Raw genomic sequence first — 16,820 nt, 5'->3', positions numbered from 1 at the left:
CCGACACTTTTCACGACGAAGAAAAGTGTCCGTTCTGATGCGCACTAAGGGTGGTGCCCCCGTGCTGCCAGGCCAGGTGCAGGGGGGCGGCAAGGCAGGGCGGCGCTCTGGCCGGTTTCTCCCCGCCTGCCGCACAATGAAAGCCGAGCCAGACGCGGCACTGCCGCCGCGTAGTGCGCCTCGGAGCGAACACGCTGCACGATGCGAGTGCAGCGTGTCCGAAACGCCGCGTGCGGCGGCGGACAGGGACGCGGCCATTTCGCGCAAAACTGCCCGCACCCCCGCGCCGCCCGGACAATAAAAGGGCCTGTTTTGACCGAACCGCTTCGCCCGGCCCGGCCCCGCCGCACGCGGCATTGCCGTTTCTTTTGCGTCCGCCCGGGGGCGGAAGGTCGGCGCTTCGGCCTGTTCCTCCCGGCCCCGCCGCCCGATGCCAGCCGAGCCAGACGCGGCCATTTCGCGCAAAACTGCCCGCCCGCTGAAAGCCGAACCGCCGCCCCTCCGCCCGCATTTATGAAAAACCTTTCCAAATCTTAAGACAGGGCAAAGGCAGGGGAAAGAATGGGGCGGTATACTCTCTTCTCGAAAGGAGGCGGACGCCATGCAAGACCCTTCGCCGCGCAAACGGCCCATCGTGGAAGTGCGGGGCCTGCGCAAAGAGTACCCCCTGGGGGACGAGACGGTGGTGGCCCTCAAACACATCGACCTTTCCATCATGCGGGGGGAGATCTGCTGCATCTTCGGCACCTCCGGCTCCGGCAAGAGCACCCTGCTCAACCAGCTGGCAGGCATGGAAAAGCCCACACGGGGCGAAGTGCGCATCGGCGGCGCGCTCATCTCCCGCATGAGCGAGGAACAGCTGGCGGCCTTCCGCCAGCGGCACCTGGGCTTCGTGTTCCAATCCTACAACCTGCTGCCCAGCCTCACCGCCGCCGAGAACGTGGCCATGCCCCTTCTGTTCCGGGGGGTGCCCCCCGCCCAGCGGGACGCCGCCGCCCGGGCCATGCTCAAGCGGGTGGGCCTGGGCCACCGGATGGACCACTACCCCGCCCAGATGTCGGGCGGCCAGCAGCAGCGGGCGGGCATCGCCCGCGCCTTCCTGGCCCGGCCGGACGTGGTGTTCGCCGACGAACCCACCGGCAACCTGGATTCCAGGACCACCGTGGAAGTCATGGAGATGATCTGCGGCTTCGCGCGGGATTTTCATCAGACCATCATCCTGGTCACCCACGACCCGGAGATGGCCCGTTATGCCGACCGCATCGTGACCCTCATCGACGGCCAGATCGTGCGGGAGGACGTGAAGCAAAGGAGCGTGCAGTAACATGAAACAGTTCTATTTCCGCCGGGGCGTGGCCTCTTTGATGGCGCTGCTGGCCCTGAGCCTTTTGAGCCTGCGGGCGCTGGCCGACGAAGGCACCGTGCCCCCCGCCCCGCCCACCTCGGCCTCAGAGAGCAGCGACGCCCCCGCCCCCGTGCCGGGGGTGCTCATCAGCCGCAGCGACATGGCCGACCTGCCCGCCGGCAGCGAGGCGGAGATCACCGTCTTTTTCCGCAACCTGAGCGGCGTGACCCTGAAAAGCCCGGTGGCCGCCTTCTCGCCCGCCGACGGCGTGAGCATCGCGGGCGGCGCGTCCAGCTTTTTGCTGGACGACATCCCCGCCGGCGGCACCGGCAGCGTGACCCTGAAGCTGCGCGCGGCGGACACCGCCGCCGGCGTCCAGAGCCTGCCGGTGGAACTGCGCTTTTCCTACGGCGAGGACGCCCCCGCCGCAGGCGCCGCCTCCGACCGGCTGAGCATCCCGGTGAAGGCAAAGCCCGCCGACGCCCAGCCCCTGGTGCTCATCAGCCGCTCGGACGTCTCCAGCCCCATCTCCCCCGGCGAGGCGTTCGACCTGGCGCTCACCTTCAAAAACACCGGCGACGTGACGGTGAAGAACGCGGCTGCCACGGTGGCCCCCTCCGAGGGCCTGAGCCTTCTGAACGCCGCCTCCACCTTCCCGGTGCCGGACATCGCCCCCGGCAAAACCGCTTCCATCACCGTGAAGCTGCAGGGGGCAAATCAGATCTCCTCCGCCGCCCAGAGCCTCTCGGTGGACCTGCGCTACACCTACGGCAGCGCCGCCTCCGCCGGCACCGCCTCCGACCGGCTGAACATCCCCGCCAGGGCGGCCTCCTCCGCCTCCAGCGTGGAAAAACCGGTGCCCAACATCGTGGTGCAGAAGTTCGACTACGGCGGAAAGGCCGTGGCCGCCGGCGGGCGGTTCCCCCTCTCCTTCACCTTTGAGAACACCGGCGCCGCCAAGGTGGAAAACATCGTGGTCACGGTGGACGGCGGCGAGTGCTTCACGGTGGACGGCGGCTCCAACACCGCCCACTACGACGCTCTGGGCGCCGGCAAGGCCCTCACCCAGGAGATGCCCATGCAGGCGGTGCCCACCTGCAAAAGCGGGGCCCAGGCTGTTACGGTGAGCTTCAAATACGAATATGTGGACGCGGGCAAGCGCAGCGCCGTGACTTCGGACATCCGCCTTTCGGTGCCGGTGAGCCAGCCGGACCGCTTCCAGCTGAACCAGCCCGCGGCGGCCTCCTTCACCGCCGGCGAGGAAGGGGAAGTGACCCTGGCCTATGTGAACAAGGGCCGGGCGGACATCGGCAACCTGGAGGCCCAGCTGGTGGGCGAGGGCTTTGAATCCCCCGCAAAGGTGCAGTACCTGGGCAACGTGGCGGCGGGCGCGTCGGGCAGCATCGGCTTTGCCCTGACCCCCGAGGCCGCCGGCAAGCTGGACCTGGCCATCAAGGTGACCTACGAGGACGCCGACCTGCAGACCCAGACCAAGGAATTCCCCCTCTCGCTGACGGTGGAGGAGGGCGTTCCCGAGCCGGACTTCGCGCCGGACGACGCGGACCTGCCCCCCGACCGGCCCGCCTGGCTGCCGGTCATCCCCGCCACGGCGGCGCTGGCCGCCGCCGCGGGCACCGCCTTCTTCCTGGTGAAACGGCTGCGCCGCAAGGCAGCGGAGGGCGGCCCGGCGGCCGACGCCTGGAGCTGGGCCGAGGACCCCGGCGAGGATGAGCCGCAGCAGCCGAAGGAGGAATGACCCATGCGCAAACAGGACCTGTTCCGCCTGTGCCTGCAAAACCTTCTGCGCAAGCGCTCCCGCACCTTTCTCACGGTGCTGGGGGTGGTCATCGGCGGGTGCTCCATCGTCATCATGGTATCGCTGGGCATCGGCATGAAGGAGGCCCAGGATAAACTTCTGGCCGATCTGGGCGATCTGACCATCATCACCGTCACCGCGCCCCAGGGCGGGCGCGGCAAGGTGAAGCTGGACGACGCCATGGTGGCCCGGCTGAAAAAACTGGACGGCGCGGTGGCGGTGATGCCCCGGCAGACCCTCGAATCGGCGGACCTGCGCCTTTGCGCCGGCAGCGGAAAACGCTATGTGGCGGACTGGGTGACGGTGACCGGGCTGGACACCGCCGGCATGGAGGCCATGGGCTTCAAACTGGAAAAAGGCGAGCGGCCCCTGAAGCCCGGCGAGGTGGTGCTGGGCCAGTATACGGCCTACAACTTCCGGGACACCCTGCGCCCCGAGGGCTCCAACACGGTGGACCGCTGGTCCGCCGGGTGGAACGAGGAGACCGGCAGGCTGAACGACCCGCCCCCCGCCTACTTCGACCCGCTGAAAGAGCCGCTGGTGCTGGAGGCGGAGAGCGGCGAATACAAGACCAGCCTCGCCCTCAAGCCGGTGGCCCTGGCCAGGGAGGACTACTCCAAGGGCATGGAGACCGGCGAGGGGGTGCTGATGGACCTGAAGGACCTGAAAGCCCTCACCGAAAAGCTGCATCTGGTCAAAAAGGGCGCGTCGCCCTATCAGTCGGTGCTGGTGAAGGCGGACAGCATCTCCCAGGTGGCTGCGCTGGAAAAGCGCATCCGCGCCCTGGGCTGCGCCACCGAAAGCATGGAGAGCATCCGCGAGCCCATGGAAAAAGAGGCCCGGCAAAAGCAGATGATGCTGGGCGGCCTCGGGGCCATCAGCCTGGTGGTGGCGGCCATCGGCATCACCAACACCATGGTCATGTCCATCTCCGAGCGCACCAGGGAAATCGGCGTGATGAAGGCTCTGGGCTGCTATGTGCGGGACATCCGCGCCCTCTTCCTCGCCGAGGCGGGCTGCATCGGCCTTTTGGGGGGCATCGTGAGCTGTGTCATCAGCTTTGCGGCCGCCTTCATCGCCAACATCGTGGCCTTAGGCGGGCCGTCTGCCGAAAACCTGCGCATCGCCCTTCTGGGCGGCGACGGCCCCGCCCGGGTCTGCGTGACGCCCCTGTGGCTGCTGCTCTTCGCCATCGTTTTTTCGGTGCTCATCGGCCTGGGTTCGGGTTACTACCCGGCGAACAAGGCGGTGCGCATCCCGGCCCTGGAAGCCATCAAGAGCGACTGACCGTTTCCCTTTGCCAGAAGGCCGCGGGCCCCGTGTTTCCTCCCCCATTTGCACGGCAGGCCCGGCGCAGGAGGCGTTTCTCCGCCCCGCGCCGGCGGGCCCCGGCCTTTTCCTCCCATAGTCCCGGCGCCGCGCCGGGAAAAGCGGCAGCGCCGCGCACGCCCCGGACAGGGGGCATGCGCGGCGCTGCCTGATTTTTTATCCTTCCGCCCGGGGCAGCGTGAGCACGAATTCGGTGGCGCGGCCGGGGGCGGGCTTTTCGTTCAGCCGGATGGCGCCGCCGTGCTTTTCCAGGATGCGGCGGGTGATGGCAAGGCCCAGCCCGCTGCCCGCGCCGGTGCGGGCGTCGCTGCCGGTGACGAAGGGCTCGAAGATGGTCCTGCGCCGCTCGGGCGGGATGCCCGCGCCGTTGTCCGCGATGCGCACCGTCACCTTCCGGGGCCCCGGCTCCACCTCCACAAAGAGCATGGTGCCCAGCCGGTTGTGGCGCAATGCGTTGGAAAGCAGGTTATCCAGCGCCCGGCGCAGCTGCAGTTCGTCCACCATGCAGAAGGCGGGCGCTTCGGGGATGGAAGGCTCCAGCGAGAAGCCCGCCAGGTCGATCTCGTCGTAGCGCGCCGCCAGCCAGGCCCGGAAGAACTCGCACACATCCACCCGCCGGAGGTGCAGCTCAAAGCGGGGGTGCTGGGTCTTGCTGTACTCGTGAAACGCGTCGGCGAGGCGGGCCAGGTCCGCCGCCTTCTGCCGTATCATCCGCAGGGTGCGCTGGCGATCTTCCTTTGGCACCTTGCCGTCGCACAGGGCGTCCGCCGCGCCGCAGATGACCGTCACCGGGGTTTTGATGTCGTGGGAGATGTCCGCGATGAGCTTCTGGCGGCCCTCGTCCAGCCGCTTTCGCTCGGCCTCGCTCGCAGCCAGCCGCGCGGCGAAATTGTCAAAGCTGGCGCCGATGCGGCGTATCTCCCGCGGGCCGCCGCAGTTGCCCACCCGCAGGTCCTCGCCCCGGCTCTGGGCCTCCACCGCGGCGTTCAGCGCCGCCAGCGGCCGGGCGATGCGCCGCCGCAGCCGCCAGATGAACAGCCCCGCCGTGGCCAAAAACAGCGGCAGGAACAGCGCCGCCACCCACACGCTGCCCCCCAGCGCCTCACGGTACTGGGCGTCGGTGGGGTAGGTCTGCCGCAAAAGCAGGGTAAAGGCCCCGCCCTGTGGGCCGCCGGCCTCCGCCCGGGCGAGGTAGCTGTTCTCGAACCGGGCGCCGGTGAGATAGCGGTATTCCTGGGGGGTGTAGGCGGCGCGGCCTTCCTCCAGGCCGCCCAGCAGCACCCGGTAGTTTTCGTCCAGCGCGGCGGTGCGGGTGAACTCGCCCCCTTTGCCGTCCGGCGTGTGGGCCACCACCAGATACCGGGCCGCCCCGTCGCCGCTCAGCTCATAAGCGTCGATCTGCACGCCGTCGCCCCAGCCGGGCACGCAGGCCAGCGCCCCCGGTTCCACCGCCTCGTCGAAGCCCTCGCCGCCGGAAAACACCAGCGCGCCCTTTTCGTCGTAGACCGCAAAGCCGCTGCCCGGGGCCAGGTGGCGGCGCAGCGCCTCCCATTTCCCTTCGGCCAGGGCCGGGTCCGCCAGCAGGCCGTCCCAATCCGGCGCCCGGTAAAGCCGGGCGGTGTAGAGCATCCACAGGGCGAACACCGCCGCCGCAATGGCCAGCAGCGCCAGGGTGAACAGCAGATACTGCCTTGCCAGCAGGCCGAACAGGCCCCCGGCGTTTTTTTCACGCTTCAAAACGGTACCCCAGCCCCCTTATCGTGCGGATGTAGCGGGGAGAGCGGGGGTCGTCCTCTATTTTGTCCCGCAGCTTGGAGATGTGCACCATCATGGCGTTCTCGTCCCCCTCAAAATAGTCGCCGGCGGCCCCTTCGTAGAGCTGGGCCTTGGTGAATACCCGCCCCGGCGAGCGCATCAGGATGGCCAGGATCTTCGCCTCCATGGGGGTGAGGGGCACCGGGCGGCCCGCCTTTTCCAGCCGCATGCCGGCCAGGTCCAGCGCCAGCTCGCCGCCCCGCAGCACCTCGCCCCCGGCCCGGGCGGCCCGGCGCAGCTGGGCCTTCACCCGCGCCACCACCTCCACCGGGTTGAAGGGCTTGGTCACATAGTCGTCCGCCCCGAGGTTGAGGCCGAGGATCTTGTCGTTGTCCTCGCTTTTGGCCGAGAGGATGAGGATGGGCATCTCGCTGAAGCGCCGCAGGGCCCGCGTTACCTCATAGCCCGAAAGCCCGGGCATCATCACGTCCAGAATGGCCAGGTCCGGGTTTTCGGCGCGGGCCCTGGCCAGGGCTTCGTCGCCGTTTTCCGCCTCCAGCACCCGCAGGCCCTCCCCCTCCAGATAGAGGCGCAGAAGGCCCCGGATCTCGGGGTTGTCCTCGGCGATCATGATCAGTGGCGCCATCTTCGTTCCCTCCTTGCGGGGTGGTCTTTTACTTTATTATATCGGAGCCGCCCTTCTGCAGGCCGAAGTAGCGGGCGGGGGCCACGCCCATCTTCTCCTTGAAGGTGGCGGAAAAGTGGGCCAGGCTGCCAAAGCCCGTGTCCAGCGCGAGGCGGGTGAGGGGGTAGCGCCCCCCGTGCAGGTCCATGAGCTCGACGGCTTTGTTGATGCGGAAGTAGATGAGGTAGGTGGAGAAGTTCATGTTGAGGTGCTGCGAGAACAGCGCCGACAGCCGCCGGGGCGTCACCCCGCAGTATTCCGCCACCTGCGCGGCGGTGATCTTTTCGGCATAGTGCTGCTGGATGTACTGGGCGGCGGTCATCAGGTGCCGGTTTTGCAGCGAGCTGCCCGGCGCCATCCCCGCCCCCACCTGCCGGCTGAGCAGCAGGATGAGCTGAAAGAGATAGAGGTCGCACATGCGGCGGTAGTTGGGCCGCTTTTGCTCCAGTTCCTCTTTCAGATACAGCGCGCAGTCGTAGAACTGGGGGCTGGCCGTCTGCTTGAGGAAGCGGCGGCGCTTCATGGCCAGGTCGAGGAGGAAATACAGCTCCCGGTCCTGCAGCGTGTCGGAAAACAGGCGCTGGAACATCTCGGTGTGGAAGTGGAGCTGCAGGATGCAGCATCCCTGCGGCCCCGCGTCGGAGCAGTGGGGGATCTGGGGGTAGACGGCCAGATACTCGCCCGGCGCCAGCGTGACGGGGGTGCGGAACAGGGTGAGGGTGATGCTGCCTTCGGTGCAGATGATGAGCTCCATCGTGCTGTGCAGGTGGGCGGCGAAATGGTCGCCGGCAGGCAGGGCGCGCACCGCCGCGTTGTCCACGGCGTCCAGGGTGTCCCGCCCCAGAAGCACCGCCTGCAAATATTCGTCCGCCGGCATGGGCCCGCCTCCCTTCCCTTTGGCTTCCCCTTGAATATACCACACTCCGCCCCGCCCGCACAAGGCCGCAGCGGCGCCGGATTTCTCCGTCAAAAAAAGCAAATCCTGCCGCCCCGGCTTCCGATTTTTGAAAACGCCCCCGCCCCGCCCGCGCTACAATAGAGTCAAAACCACCACGGAAAAGGAGACGGTCTTGTATGACACAGCGGGAAAATCTGCTGGCGCTTGTGCGCCGCCAGCCCTATGAGTTCGTGCCGGTGGAGTTCATGCTCTGCCCCAGCCTCATCGAGGACTACCGCCGGGAGGAAAACCAGCCCGAAATGCCCTATGAGGACTATTTTCAGATGCCCTGGCGGCGGGTGGGCGACCTTGTGCCCGACGACACCGACCTGACCCGCTTTGAAAAGTATCACGAAGGCCGCCTCAACGACCGGGTGACCATCGACGAGTGGGGCGTGGGGCACGAGTCCACCCCCACCTCCATGCACATGACCAGGATGCTCTTCCCTCTGGGGGACGCAGAGGACGTGCAGGACATCCTGGACTACCCCCTGCCCACCTACTCGCTGAAGAACAACGGCGGTCTGGCCGGGCGGGTGCAGGCGCTGCACAAGCGGGGCATCGCGTCGGTGGGCAACATGCAGTGCACCATCTGGGAGACCTCCTGGTACATCCGGGGCATGGAAAACCTGATGATGGACATGGTGTGCGACGAGGAGATGGCCGCCGCCATTCTGGACCGGGTGGCCGCCATGAGCACCCAGCGGGCCCTTCTGTATGCCAACGCCGGCTGCGACATCCTGTTCCTGGGCGACGACATCGGCATGCAGCGCAGCATCATGATGAGCCGGGAGCTGTATGGCCGGTGGATCCAGCCCCGGCTGAAAAAGCTCATCGCCCAGGTGAAGGCCGTGCGGCCGGACATCATCGTGTTCTACCACTCCTGCGGCTTCATCGAGCCGCTGATCGACGGCCTCATCGACGCGGGCATCGACGTGCTCAACCCCATCCAGAGCGAGTGCATGGACTTTGGCGGGATCTATGCCAAATACCACGACCGGCTGGTGTTCCACGGCACCATCGGCACCCAGACGGTGATGCCCTTCGGCACGCCGGACCAGGTGCGGGCCGAGGTGTGGAAGAACCTGGACATCGCCAGCGAGGGCGGGCTGTTCGCGGCCCCCACCCACCTGCTGGAGCCGGAGGTGCCCTGGCAGAACATCCGGGCCTATGTGCAGGCCTGCCGCGACTACCCCCTTCACCGCTGACACAGGCGGCCCGGGGCCCTTTCAGGCCCCGGGCCGCTTTTTGGCCTCCGCTGCATATTTTTCCCCCGGATGCAAATACTACCAGCAGCCAATATCTGCGTTGGGAGGAACCGACTTATGAAAGCAACCGGCATCGTGCGCCGCATCGACGAACTGGGGCGGGTGGTCATCCCCAAGGAGATACGCCGCACCCAGCGCATCCGCCAGGGAGACCCGCTGGAGATCTTCACCACCGGCGACGGCGAGGTCATTTTTAAAAAGTATTCACCCATCGGCGAGATGGCCTCCTTTGCCGCCCAGTACGCCGAGGTGCTGCAAAAGAATCTTTCCCGCACCTCCATCGTCTGCGACCGGGACAGCATCATCGCCGCCGCCGGCGCCGCCCGCAGGGAGTGCCTGGAAAAGCGGGTGAGCATCCCGCTGGAAAAGCTGATGCACGCCCGCCGCGTCTATCTCCACTCCGGCCGCGCCGAGGACTGCCAGTTCCCCTGCGAGGGCGCGGCGCGCCACATCCACATCGCCGTGCCCATCGTCGCCGCCGGCGACGTGGCGGGGGCGGTGGCCCTTCTGAGCGACGAGAAGGCCGCCGTCCCCACCCCCGAGGAGCAGAAGGCCCTGGCCATCGCCGCCGCCTTCCTGGCAAAGCAGATGGAGAGCTGAAGCGCCGTTCCTCCCCGCCCGCGCCGCCCCGAAAGAGCTGGCGCGGGCCCTTTTTGTGCCCCGAGGGGGGCGGCATTGTGAACGTTCCATGAAACTTTTAAATTTTTCACACCACCCCCTTGACAGACGAATAAAATGGAGTACAATAAATTTAGCACTCAGATGTAATGAGTGCTAAAACCACGGAAAAGAGGTGGGGCGCATGGCCATGGACGACAGGAAGCAGCGGGTGCTGGAGGCCATCGTTGCCCTTTACACCCAGGGCGGCGAGCCGGTGGGCTCGGGGCTTTTGTGCCAGTATTTCGACATGGCGGTGTCCAGCGCGACCCTGCGCAACGAGATGGCCGCGCTGACAAAGCTGGGCCTTCTGGAGCAGCCCCACACCAGCGCGGGCCGGGTGCCCAGCGCCAAGGGCTACCGCTATTATCTGGATAACCTGATGCGCCCCGCGCCCGGCCTTTCCCCCCGGCAGAAAACCGAGATCGACCGCATCTTCGCCGGCCTCGACTACGAGCCGGAAAGATTGGCGGCGGGCGCGGCCAAGGCCCTGGCGGATTATTCCGGCTACATGGTGGCGGCCACCACCCCCCGGGCGGACGATCTGTGCATCGCCCACTACGAGGTGGTGCAGGTGGGCCGCTGCACCGCGGCGGTGCTGGCGGTGACCAGCGCCGGCGGCGTGCGCACCCGCGTGGCACGGCTGGACACCGACCTCACCGCTGAGGACGCGGCGCTGCTGGCCGGGGTGCTGAACCGGGGGCTGACCTTTGTGGCGCCGGCGGACCTTTCCGGCGCGGTGCTGGCGAACCTGGCCGCCGGGCTGGGCGAGCGGGGCAGCGACCTCTACCCGGTGCTGAACGCGGCGGCGGCGCTGCTGCGGCAGGCGGCCCAGGCCCGCACCTATCCCCAGGGCCTGCAGTACCTGATGCGCTGGCCGGAGCTGACCGGCCTTCTGCCCCGGGTGCTGGAGCTTTTCACCGACGACGAACGGGCCGGCAGGCTCATCACCCCCCGCACCGGCCGCACCACCGTGCTGCTGGGCGAGGACCTGCAGCGCCCGCTGCCGGGGCTTTGCTTCATGAGCAAGCGCTACCTTGCCGGCGGCGGCCTCACCGGGGCCATCGCCCTGCTGGGGCCCACCCGGATGCCCTTTGAGCAGCTGGTGCCCGTTCTTGACTATTTTGCCTTGAAACTCGGCGAGTGCATGGCCGGCAAGGCACAGGAGGACCCGCAATGATGGACGAGACCAACATCCGGCCCGAAGAGGCCGCAGCCGAAACGGCCCCCCAGGCCGAAGCGGCGCAGGAGGCCGCCGCCCCCGAGGCTGAACAGCCCGCGGCGGAAAAAGACCCCAAAAAGGAAAAGAAAGAGACCAAAAAGGAGCTGGAAAGCCAGCTGGCCGCCGCCAAAGCCGAGGCCGAAACGGCCCGCGCCGAAGCGGACGCCGCCAAGGAGCGGCTGCTGCGCACCGCCGCCGAGTACGACAACTTCCGCAAGCGCTCGGCCCGGGAGCAGGACGCCGCCTTCGGGAGCGGCGTGGCCCACGCGGTGAGCCAGATCCTCACCATCCTGGACACGCTGGAGATGGCCGAGGCCGCCCCCACCGCCGACGAGAATTTCAAGAAGGGCGTGACCCTGACGCTGGAAAAAGCCAGGGCCGCCTTCCAGGCCCTCAAGGTGGAGGAGATCCCCGCCCTGGGCCTGCCCTTCGACCCCGCGGTGCACAACGCCGTGATGCAGAAGGCGGCCGAGAACGGCGAGGAGAGCGGCACCGTCCTGCAGGTGTTCCAGAAAGGCTACAAGCTGGGTGACAAGGTCATCCGCCACGCCGCGGTCATCGTGGCCGAATAGTCCGCTGAAAGGGCTTAAAACCCCTTCCCATAGCAAAACATTCCACCCATCTGAGTAAAATTTAGGAGAGATATACTATGAGTAAAATCATTGGCATCGACCTTGGCACTACCAACAGCTGTGTTTCCGTGATCGAGGGCGGCGAGCCCGTCGTCATCGCCAACGCCGAAGGCGCCCGCACCACCCCCAGCGTGGTGGGCTTCACCAAGACCGGCGAGCGCCTGGTGGGCCAGGTGGCAAAGCGCCAGGCCATCACCAACCCCGACCGCACCGTGAGCAGCATCAAGCGCCACATGGGCACCGACTACAAGGTGACCATCGACGGCAAGGATTATAACCCCCAGCAGATCAGCGCCATGATCCTGGCGAAGCTGAAGGCGGACGCCGAGGCGTATCTCGGCGAAAAGGTCACCGACGCGGTGATCACCGTGCCCGCCTACTTCAACGACAGCCAGCGTCAGGCCACCAAGGACGCCGGCACCATCGCCGGCCTGAACGTGCGCCGCATCATCAACGAGCCCACCGCCGCGGCCCTGGCCTACGGCGCGGACAAGGACAACGACCAGAAGATCATGGTCTACGACCTGGGCGGCGGCACCTTCGATGTGTCCATCATCGAGATGGGCGACGGCGTGACCGAGGTCCTGGCCACCAACGGCGACACCCACCTGGGCGGCGACGACTTTGACCAGCGCATCATCGACTGGCTGGCCGACAACTTCCAGAAGGAGAACGGCATCGACCTGCGTCAGGACAAGATGGCCGCCCAGCGCCTGAAGGAGGCCGCCGAGAAGGCGAAGATCGAGCTTTCGGGCGTGATGAGCACCGCCATCAACCTGCCCTTCATCACCGCCGACGCCACCGGCCCCAAGCATCTGGACACCACCCTCACCCGCGCCCAGTTCGACGCGCTGACCGCCGATTTGGTGGAGCGCACCATGGGCCCCGTGCGCAAGGCTCTGGCCGACGCCGGCCTGAAGCCCGGCGACCTGGGCAAGGTGCTGCTGGTGGGCGGTTCCACCCGTATCCCCGCCGTGCAGGAGGCCGTGAAGAAGGAGATGGGCGTCGAGCCCTTCAAGGGCATCAACCCCGACGAGTGCGTTTCCATCGGCGCTGCCATCCAGGGCGGCGTGCTGAACAAGGAAGTGGGCGGCATCCTGCTGCTGGACGTCACCCCCCTGAGCCTGGGCATCGAGACCCTGGGCGGCGTTTGCACCAAGATCATCGAGCGCAACACCACCATCCCCACCAAGAAGAGCCAGATCTTCTCCACCGCGGCCGACAACCAGCCCAGCGTCGAGGTCAACGTGCTGCAGGGCGAGCGTGAGTTTGCCCGCGACAACAAGAGCCTGGGCATGTTCAAGCTGGACGGCATCCCCGCCGCTCCCCGCGGCGTGCCTCAGATCGAGGTCACCTTCGACATCGACGCCAACGGCATCGTGCACGTGAGCGCCAAGGATCTGGGCAGCGGCAAGGAACAGAGCATCACCATCACCGCCTCCACCAACATGAGCAAGGAGGACATCGAGAAATCCGTGCGCGAGGCCGAGCAGTTCGCTGCCGAGGACAAGAAGCGCCGTGAGGAAGTGGACGTGCGCAACGGCGCCGACCAGATGGTGTTCCAGACCGAAAAGACCCTCGCCGAGCTGGGCGACAAGGTGGACGCGGCCAAGAAGGCCGAGGTCGAGTCGAAACTCAGCGAGCTGAAAGAGGCCCTGAAGGGGACCGACGTCGAGGCCATCAAGGCAAAGCAGGAGGAGGTCCAGAAGGCCTTCTACGCCATCAGCGAGGAGCTCTACAAGAACGCTCAAGGCTCCGGTGCGGCAGGCGCCTCCGGCGCGGACGCGGGCAATGCCGGCAGCGCCGGCAAGCCCGACGACGGCGTGGTGGACGCCGACTTCAAGGAAGTATAAACCCGTTTTCAAGCCTCCCCTTGCCATCAAGGGGAGGCATTCTGGGCTAAACGCGCCCTTCGATTTTTATGGAAAGAGAGCCCGCCCGGCGGGCAGACACAGGTGGATCAGGTATGGCAGACAAACGCGATTACTATGAGGTCCTGGGCGTTGCCAAGAACGCCGGCGAAGAGGACCTGAAAAAGGCGTATCGCAAGCAGGCAAAAAAATATCACCCGGATCTGAACCCCGGCGACAAGGAGGCCGAGGCGAAGTTCAAAGAGGTGAACGAGGCCTACGAGGTGCTCAGCGACAAGGAAAAGCGGGCCCGCTACGACCAGTTCGGCTTTGCCGGCGTGGACCCCAGCTACAGCGCGGGGGCCGGCGGCCCGGGCGCGGGCGGCTTCGGCGGCTTTGGCGGCATGGGCGGCGTGGACCTGGGCGACATCTTCGGCGATTTGTTCGGCGGCATGGGCGGCGGCTTTGGCTTCGGCGGAGGCCAGCGGTCGAACCCCAACGCCCCCCGCAAGGGCGCGGACGTGCGGGTGAGCCTGGTGCTGGGCTTCATGGAGGCGGCCCACGGCTGCACCAAGACCATCACCATCTCAAAGCAGGACGCCTGCCCCGCGTGCGGCGGCTCCGGCGCGGCCAAGGGCACCAGCCCCGAGACCTGCCCGGACTGCGGCGGCGCGGGCTATGTGAACCGCAATCTGCGCATGGGCGGCATGGTGATGCAGCAGCGCCAGCCCTGCCAGCGCTGCGGCGGCAAAGGCAAGATCGTCAAAACTCCCTGCGCCCACTGCCACGGCACCGGCAAGGTGAGCGTAAAGAAATCGCTGGAGGTGAAGATCCCCGCGGGCATCGGCGACGACCAGAGCATTGCCCTGCGGGGCCAGGGCGACGCCGGCGCCAACGGCGGCCCTGCCGGCGACGTGATCGTCATCATCACCGTGCGGCCGGACCCCATGTTCGAGCGGGACGGCTACGACGTGTGGGTCACGGTGCCCATCACCTACAGCCAGGCGGTGCTGGGCGCGTCCGTCGTGGTGCCCACCGTGGACGGCAAGGTGGAGTACAACGTGCCGGAAGGCACCCAGAGCGGCGCCACCTTCCGGCTGCGGGGCAGGGGCATCCAGTACCTGGGCGGCCGCGGCCGCGGCGACCAGTACGTCAAGGTCGTGGTGGAGATCCCCAGAAAGCTCACCCGCGCCCAGCGGGACGCGCTGGCCGCCTTTGAGCAGAGCCTCAAGGACGATAACTACGAGCAGCGCAAGGGCTTCTTCAAAAACCTGCGGGACAAGTTTGAGAAGAACTGACGCCTTTGGATACATCAACAAAGCGCCGGACGGGTGTTTCCCGTCCGGCGCTTTGTTGTTCCGGCCGTCCGCCTTCCTGCTTTGCGCAAAAAGGGCCCGGCTGAAACGCCGGGCCCTCGTTGCCATCGTTTATTCCGCGTTGGCCGCTTTCAGGTTCTCCACTTCCTGGGCTGCCAGGTCCGCCCAGGCGCCGTTTTTGAACAGGAAGTCATAACGGTAGAGCACGTAGCCGTCCGCCCCCGCGGCCCGGCCGTCCCTTACCATGTCCGCCAGGGTGTGGCCGGTCTGCCAGCCGGTCTGGGCCGCGTCGTAGTTGCCGCCGTCGCCGTCGCCGATGCGGTAGGCCCCCAGGCCGAAATAGAGGGCCACGCTGGGCGCGCGCTCCAGCGCCGCCCACTCGGCGGTGATGTTCTCAAAGGCGTAGCGGGTGCTGCCGGAGGCGGTGGTGTAGCCGTAGCCCCAGTAAAGCTGGGGCAGCACATAGTCCACATAGCCGCCCTCGGCCATCCACAGGGAGACGTCGCTATACTGAGAGTTATAATTGTTATCCATGTTCCCCTGGGGACTCACGCCGAACCGCACCGCGGGGTCCTGGGCCTTCACCGCGTCGTAGACCTGGCGCATCAGCAGGTTCACGTTCTCCCGCCGCCATTCCTCCAGCGACAGGCCGCTGGAGGAGGCGGCGTATTCCGCCTCGTCAAAGGAGGGGTCGGTGGTGGGGTAGAAGTAGTCGTCGAAGTGGATGCCGTCCAGCGCGGGGTAGTTTTGCAGCAGTTCCACCACGCCGTCGGTGATGAGCTGGCGCACCGCGGGCAGGGAGGGGTCGAAGTAGGCCCCGCCGTCCACCTCCTTCACCCATTCGGGGTGGAGCACGGCGGGGTTATCCGCGGCCAGCTCGCCCGCCGGGCGGGCGGCGTTCAGCCGCACCCGGTAGGGGTTGAGCCAGGCCTCCAGCTCGAGGCCATGGCTGTGGGCCGATTCCAGCAGGATAGCCAGCGGGTCAAAGCCCGGGTCCTGGCCCTGGACGCCGGTGCACAGGTGGCTCCAGGGGAACAGCTCGCTGGGATAGAGGGCGTCGGCAAAGGGCCGCACCTGGGCGATGACCACGTTCAGGCCCATGCCGGCGCAGTTTTGCATCATCTCGTCCGCGTCGGCGGAAAAAGCCGCCTCGCTGGAAAAATCAAAGCTCTCCCATTCCAGATAACTCACCCACATGGCCCGGTATTCCCCAAAGCCGCCCCCCTCCTGGGCCGGGGCGGCGGAGGGGGCGGGCGCGGAAGAGGCGGGAAGGGAGGAAGCCCCGCCGGAGGAGGGAGCGGAGGCGGCGGGCGCGCCGCAGCCGGCGCAGAGCAGGGCAAGGGCGGCGGCCAGCGCCGCGGCCTTCATTCGAAGATGTTTCATGGCGTTTTCTCCATTGTTCACAGCCCCGGAGGGCGAAAGTGCGAAGGCGGTTCAGCCCTCGTCCCGCTGGCGGCGGTAGAGGGTGAGGGTCAGCCAGGCGCGGGCCGCGCCGGCGGCCAGGCCGCAGAGGTTCATGAAGAGGCCCAGCACCCCGGCGCCGCCCAGCAGCACCAGCACCCGGGCCGCGAACCACAGCGCCTCGGCGGCGGCCAGCGCCCGGAACTGGGGGGCAAGGCGGGGGTCGGCGGCTTTTTCCCAGCCGGCGAAGCAGGGCCACACCAGCGCCAGCAGCAGGTGCTGCAAAAGGGCCGCCGGCAGGGCCAGCGCCAGCACCTGGATGACGATGCAGCCCAGAAGGGCCTTTTTGTCCTGTTTGGTGGTGCCCTTCACGCTGGCCAGAAAGCCCAGCATCAGCAGCGTGAGCAGGGTGGCCAGGTTCTCCGCCAGCGCCATGGGAAAGCGCACGGCAGCCCCCAGCGCGGCGGCCATGGTCAGCGCGGCGCTGAGCATGCCCAGCGCATAGTAGGTCTTTTGGGACAGGGTGAGACGGACGTTCACGGCGGTCTCCTTTCCGCCGCCGCCCTTTTCTTCGGGCGGCGGGCGTGCTATAATGAAAAGAAGCCCG

General features: G+C 67.1%; 14 protein-coding genes. 9 read left to right on the top strand and 5 right to left on the bottom strand.

What is annotated here, in order from left to right; all coding sequences use genetic code 11:
• Positions 1 to 601 precede the first annotated feature (601 nt).
• The 3 genes from ACH2AT_RS06970 to ACH2AT_RS06960 are packed head-to-tail and all read left to right on the top strand — an operon-like array spanning position 602 to position 4,448.
• Positions 602 to 1,324 (top strand): ABC transporter ATP-binding protein, encoded by a 723-nt coding sequence (locus tag ACH2AT_RS06970; RefSeq protein ID WP_394964658.1) that lies wholly within the window; start codon positions 602 to 604, stop codon positions 1,322 to 1,324.
• 1 nt (position 1,325) lies between these two features.
• On the top strand, positions 1,326 to 3,101 hold the full coding sequence (locus tag ACH2AT_RS06965) for a COG1361 S-layer family protein (RefSeq protein WP_394964656.1): 1,776 nt from the start codon (positions 1,326 to 1,328) through the stop codon (positions 3,099 to 3,101).
• 3 nt (positions 3,102 to 3,104) lie between these two features.
• Positions 3,105 to 4,448, top strand: a complete 1,344-nt coding sequence (locus ACH2AT_RS06960) for an ABC transporter permease (protein ID WP_394964654.1) — start codon at positions 3,105 to 3,107, stop codon at positions 4,446 to 4,448.
• 198 nt (positions 4,449 to 4,646) lie between these two features.
• Here ACH2AT_RS06960 and ACH2AT_RS06955 read toward each other — a convergent pair whose 3' ends face one another.
• From ACH2AT_RS06955 to ACH2AT_RS06945, 3 genes are read right to left on the bottom strand one after another with little or no spacing between them, the layout of a single operon-like run.
• Positions 4,647 to 6,227, bottom strand: coding sequence for an ATP-binding protein (locus ACH2AT_RS06955; RefSeq protein WP_394964652.1), 1,581 nt, complete (start codon positions 6,225 to 6,227; stop codon positions 4,647 to 4,649).
• On the bottom strand, positions 6,217 to 6,891 hold the full coding sequence (locus ACH2AT_RS06950) for a response regulator transcription factor (RefSeq protein ID WP_394964650.1): 675 nt from the start codon (positions 6,889 to 6,891) through the stop codon (positions 6,217 to 6,219). Before ACH2AT_RS06950 ends, ACH2AT_RS06955 begins: the two co-directional genes overlap by 11 nt.
• Before the next feature lie 28 nt (positions 6,892 to 6,919).
• Positions 6,920 to 7,807: a helix-turn-helix domain-containing protein gene (locus tag ACH2AT_RS06945; RefSeq protein ID WP_394964648.1), complete on the bottom strand. Its 888-nt coding sequence runs from the start codon at positions 7,805 to 7,807 to the stop codon at positions 6,920 to 6,922.
• A 197-nt stretch (positions 7,808 to 8,004) separates the two neighbouring features.
• Here ACH2AT_RS06945 and ACH2AT_RS06940 point away from each other — a divergent pair, with 197 nt between their 5' ends.
• The 6 genes from ACH2AT_RS06940 (at position 8,005) to dnaJ (ending at position 14,794) form a co-directional block, all read left to right on the top strand.
• Positions 8,005 to 9,075: a uroporphyrinogen decarboxylase family protein gene (locus ACH2AT_RS06940; protein WP_394964646.1), complete on the top strand. Its 1,071-nt coding sequence runs from the start codon at positions 8,005 to 8,007 to the stop codon at positions 9,073 to 9,075.
• Between the two features lie 117 nt (positions 9,076 to 9,192).
• Positions 9,193 to 9,735 (top strand): stage V sporulation T C-terminal domain-containing protein, encoded by a 543-nt coding sequence (locus tag ACH2AT_RS06935; RefSeq protein ID WP_394964644.1) that lies wholly within the window; start codon positions 9,193 to 9,195, stop codon positions 9,733 to 9,735.
• 202 nt (positions 9,736 to 9,937) lie between these two features.
• A complete protein-coding gene (gene hrcA, locus ACH2AT_RS06930; RefSeq protein ID WP_394964642.1) occupies positions 9,938 to 10,972 on the top strand; it encodes a heat-inducible transcriptional repressor HrcA in 1,035 nt (344 codons plus the stop codon).
• Positions 10,969 to 11,586 (top strand): nucleotide exchange factor GrpE, encoded by a 618-nt coding sequence (locus ACH2AT_RS06925; RefSeq protein ID WP_394964640.1) that lies wholly within the window; start codon positions 10,969 to 10,971, stop codon positions 11,584 to 11,586. Before hrcA ends, ACH2AT_RS06925 begins: the two co-directional genes overlap by 4 nt.
• A 77-nt stretch (positions 11,587 to 11,663) precedes the next feature.
• Complete coding sequence (dnaK, locus tag ACH2AT_RS06920) at positions 11,664 to 13,499, top strand: molecular chaperone DnaK (protein ID WP_394964638.1); 1,836 nt, start codon at positions 11,664 to 11,666, stop codon at positions 13,497 to 13,499.
• Positions 13,500 to 13,612: 113 nt separating this feature from the next.
• Positions 13,613 to 14,794: a molecular chaperone DnaJ gene (gene dnaJ, locus ACH2AT_RS06915; protein ID WP_394964637.1), complete on the top strand. Its 1,182-nt coding sequence runs from the start codon at positions 13,613 to 13,615 to the stop codon at positions 14,792 to 14,794.
• Positions 14,795 to 14,923: 129 nt separating this feature from the next.
• On the opposite strand, the gene ACH2AT_RS06910 is transcribed toward dnaJ, so the two are convergent.
• The gene (locus ACH2AT_RS06910; RefSeq protein WP_394964635.1) at positions 14,924 to 16,195 is read right to left on the bottom strand and encodes a glycoside hydrolase family 10 protein; all 1,272 of its coding nucleotides are present in this window, start codon (positions 16,193 to 16,195) and stop codon (positions 14,924 to 14,926) included.
• A 51-nt stretch (positions 16,196 to 16,246) separates the two neighbouring features.
• Entirely contained in the window at positions 16,247 to 16,753 is a 507-nt protein-coding gene (locus tag ACH2AT_RS06905) for a hypothetical protein (RefSeq protein ID WP_394964633.1), read from the bottom strand.
• Positions 16,754 to 16,820: the final 67 nt, after the last annotated feature.

The organism is Candidatus Allofournierella excrementigallinarum (genome assembly GCF_944388085.1).
Taxonomy (GTDB): domain Bacteria; phylum Bacillota; class Clostridia; order Oscillospirales; family Ruminococcaceae; genus Allofournierella_A; species Allofournierella_A excrementigallinarum.
The sequence above is the reverse complement of the archived record's forward strand: the minus strand, read 5'-3'. Positions and strand labels throughout refer to the sequence as shown.

Bases quoted from the DNA above. Each gene is read 5' to 3' on its own strand.
- ACH2AT_RS06970 (WP_394964658.1), top strand. From the start codon at position 602: ATGCAAGACCCTTCGCCGCGCAAACGGCCCATCGTGGAAGTGCGGGGC.
- ACH2AT_RS06965 (WP_394964656.1), top strand. From the start codon at position 1,326: ATGAAACAGTTCTATTTCCGCCGGGGCGTGGCCTCTTTGATGGCGCTG.
- ACH2AT_RS06960 (WP_394964654.1), top strand. From the start codon at position 3,105: ATGCGCAAACAGGACCTGTTCCGCCTGTGCCTGCAAAACCTTCTGCGC.
- ACH2AT_RS06950 (WP_394964650.1), bottom strand. From the start codon at position 6,891: ATGGCGCCACTGATCATGATCGCCGAGGACAACCCCGAGATCCGGGGC.
- ACH2AT_RS06945 (WP_394964648.1), bottom strand. From the start codon at position 7,807: ATGCCGGCGGACGAATATTTGCAGGCGGTGCTTCTGGGGCGGGACACC.
- ACH2AT_RS06940 (WP_394964646.1), top strand. From the start codon at position 8,005: ATGACACAGCGGGAAAATCTGCTGGCGCTTGTGCGCCGCCAGCCCTAT.
- ACH2AT_RS06935 (WP_394964644.1), top strand. From the start codon at position 9,193: ATGAAAGCAACCGGCATCGTGCGCCGCATCGACGAACTGGGGCGGGTG.
- hrcA (WP_394964642.1), top strand. From the start codon at position 9,938: ATGGCCATGGACGACAGGAAGCAGCGGGTGCTGGAGGCCATCGTTGCC.
- ACH2AT_RS06925 (WP_394964640.1), top strand. From the start codon at position 10,969: ATGATGGACGAGACCAACATCCGGCCCGAAGAGGCCGCAGCCGAAACG.
- dnaK (WP_394964638.1), top strand. From the start codon at position 11,664: ATGAGTAAAATCATTGGCATCGACCTTGGCACTACCAACAGCTGTGTT.
- dnaJ (WP_394964637.1), top strand. From the start codon at position 13,613: ATGGCAGACAAACGCGATTACTATGAGGTCCTGGGCGTTGCCAAGAAC.
- ACH2AT_RS06910 (WP_394964635.1), bottom strand. From the start codon at position 16,195: ATGAAACATCTTCGAATGAAGGCCGCGGCGCTGGCCGCCGCCCTTGCC.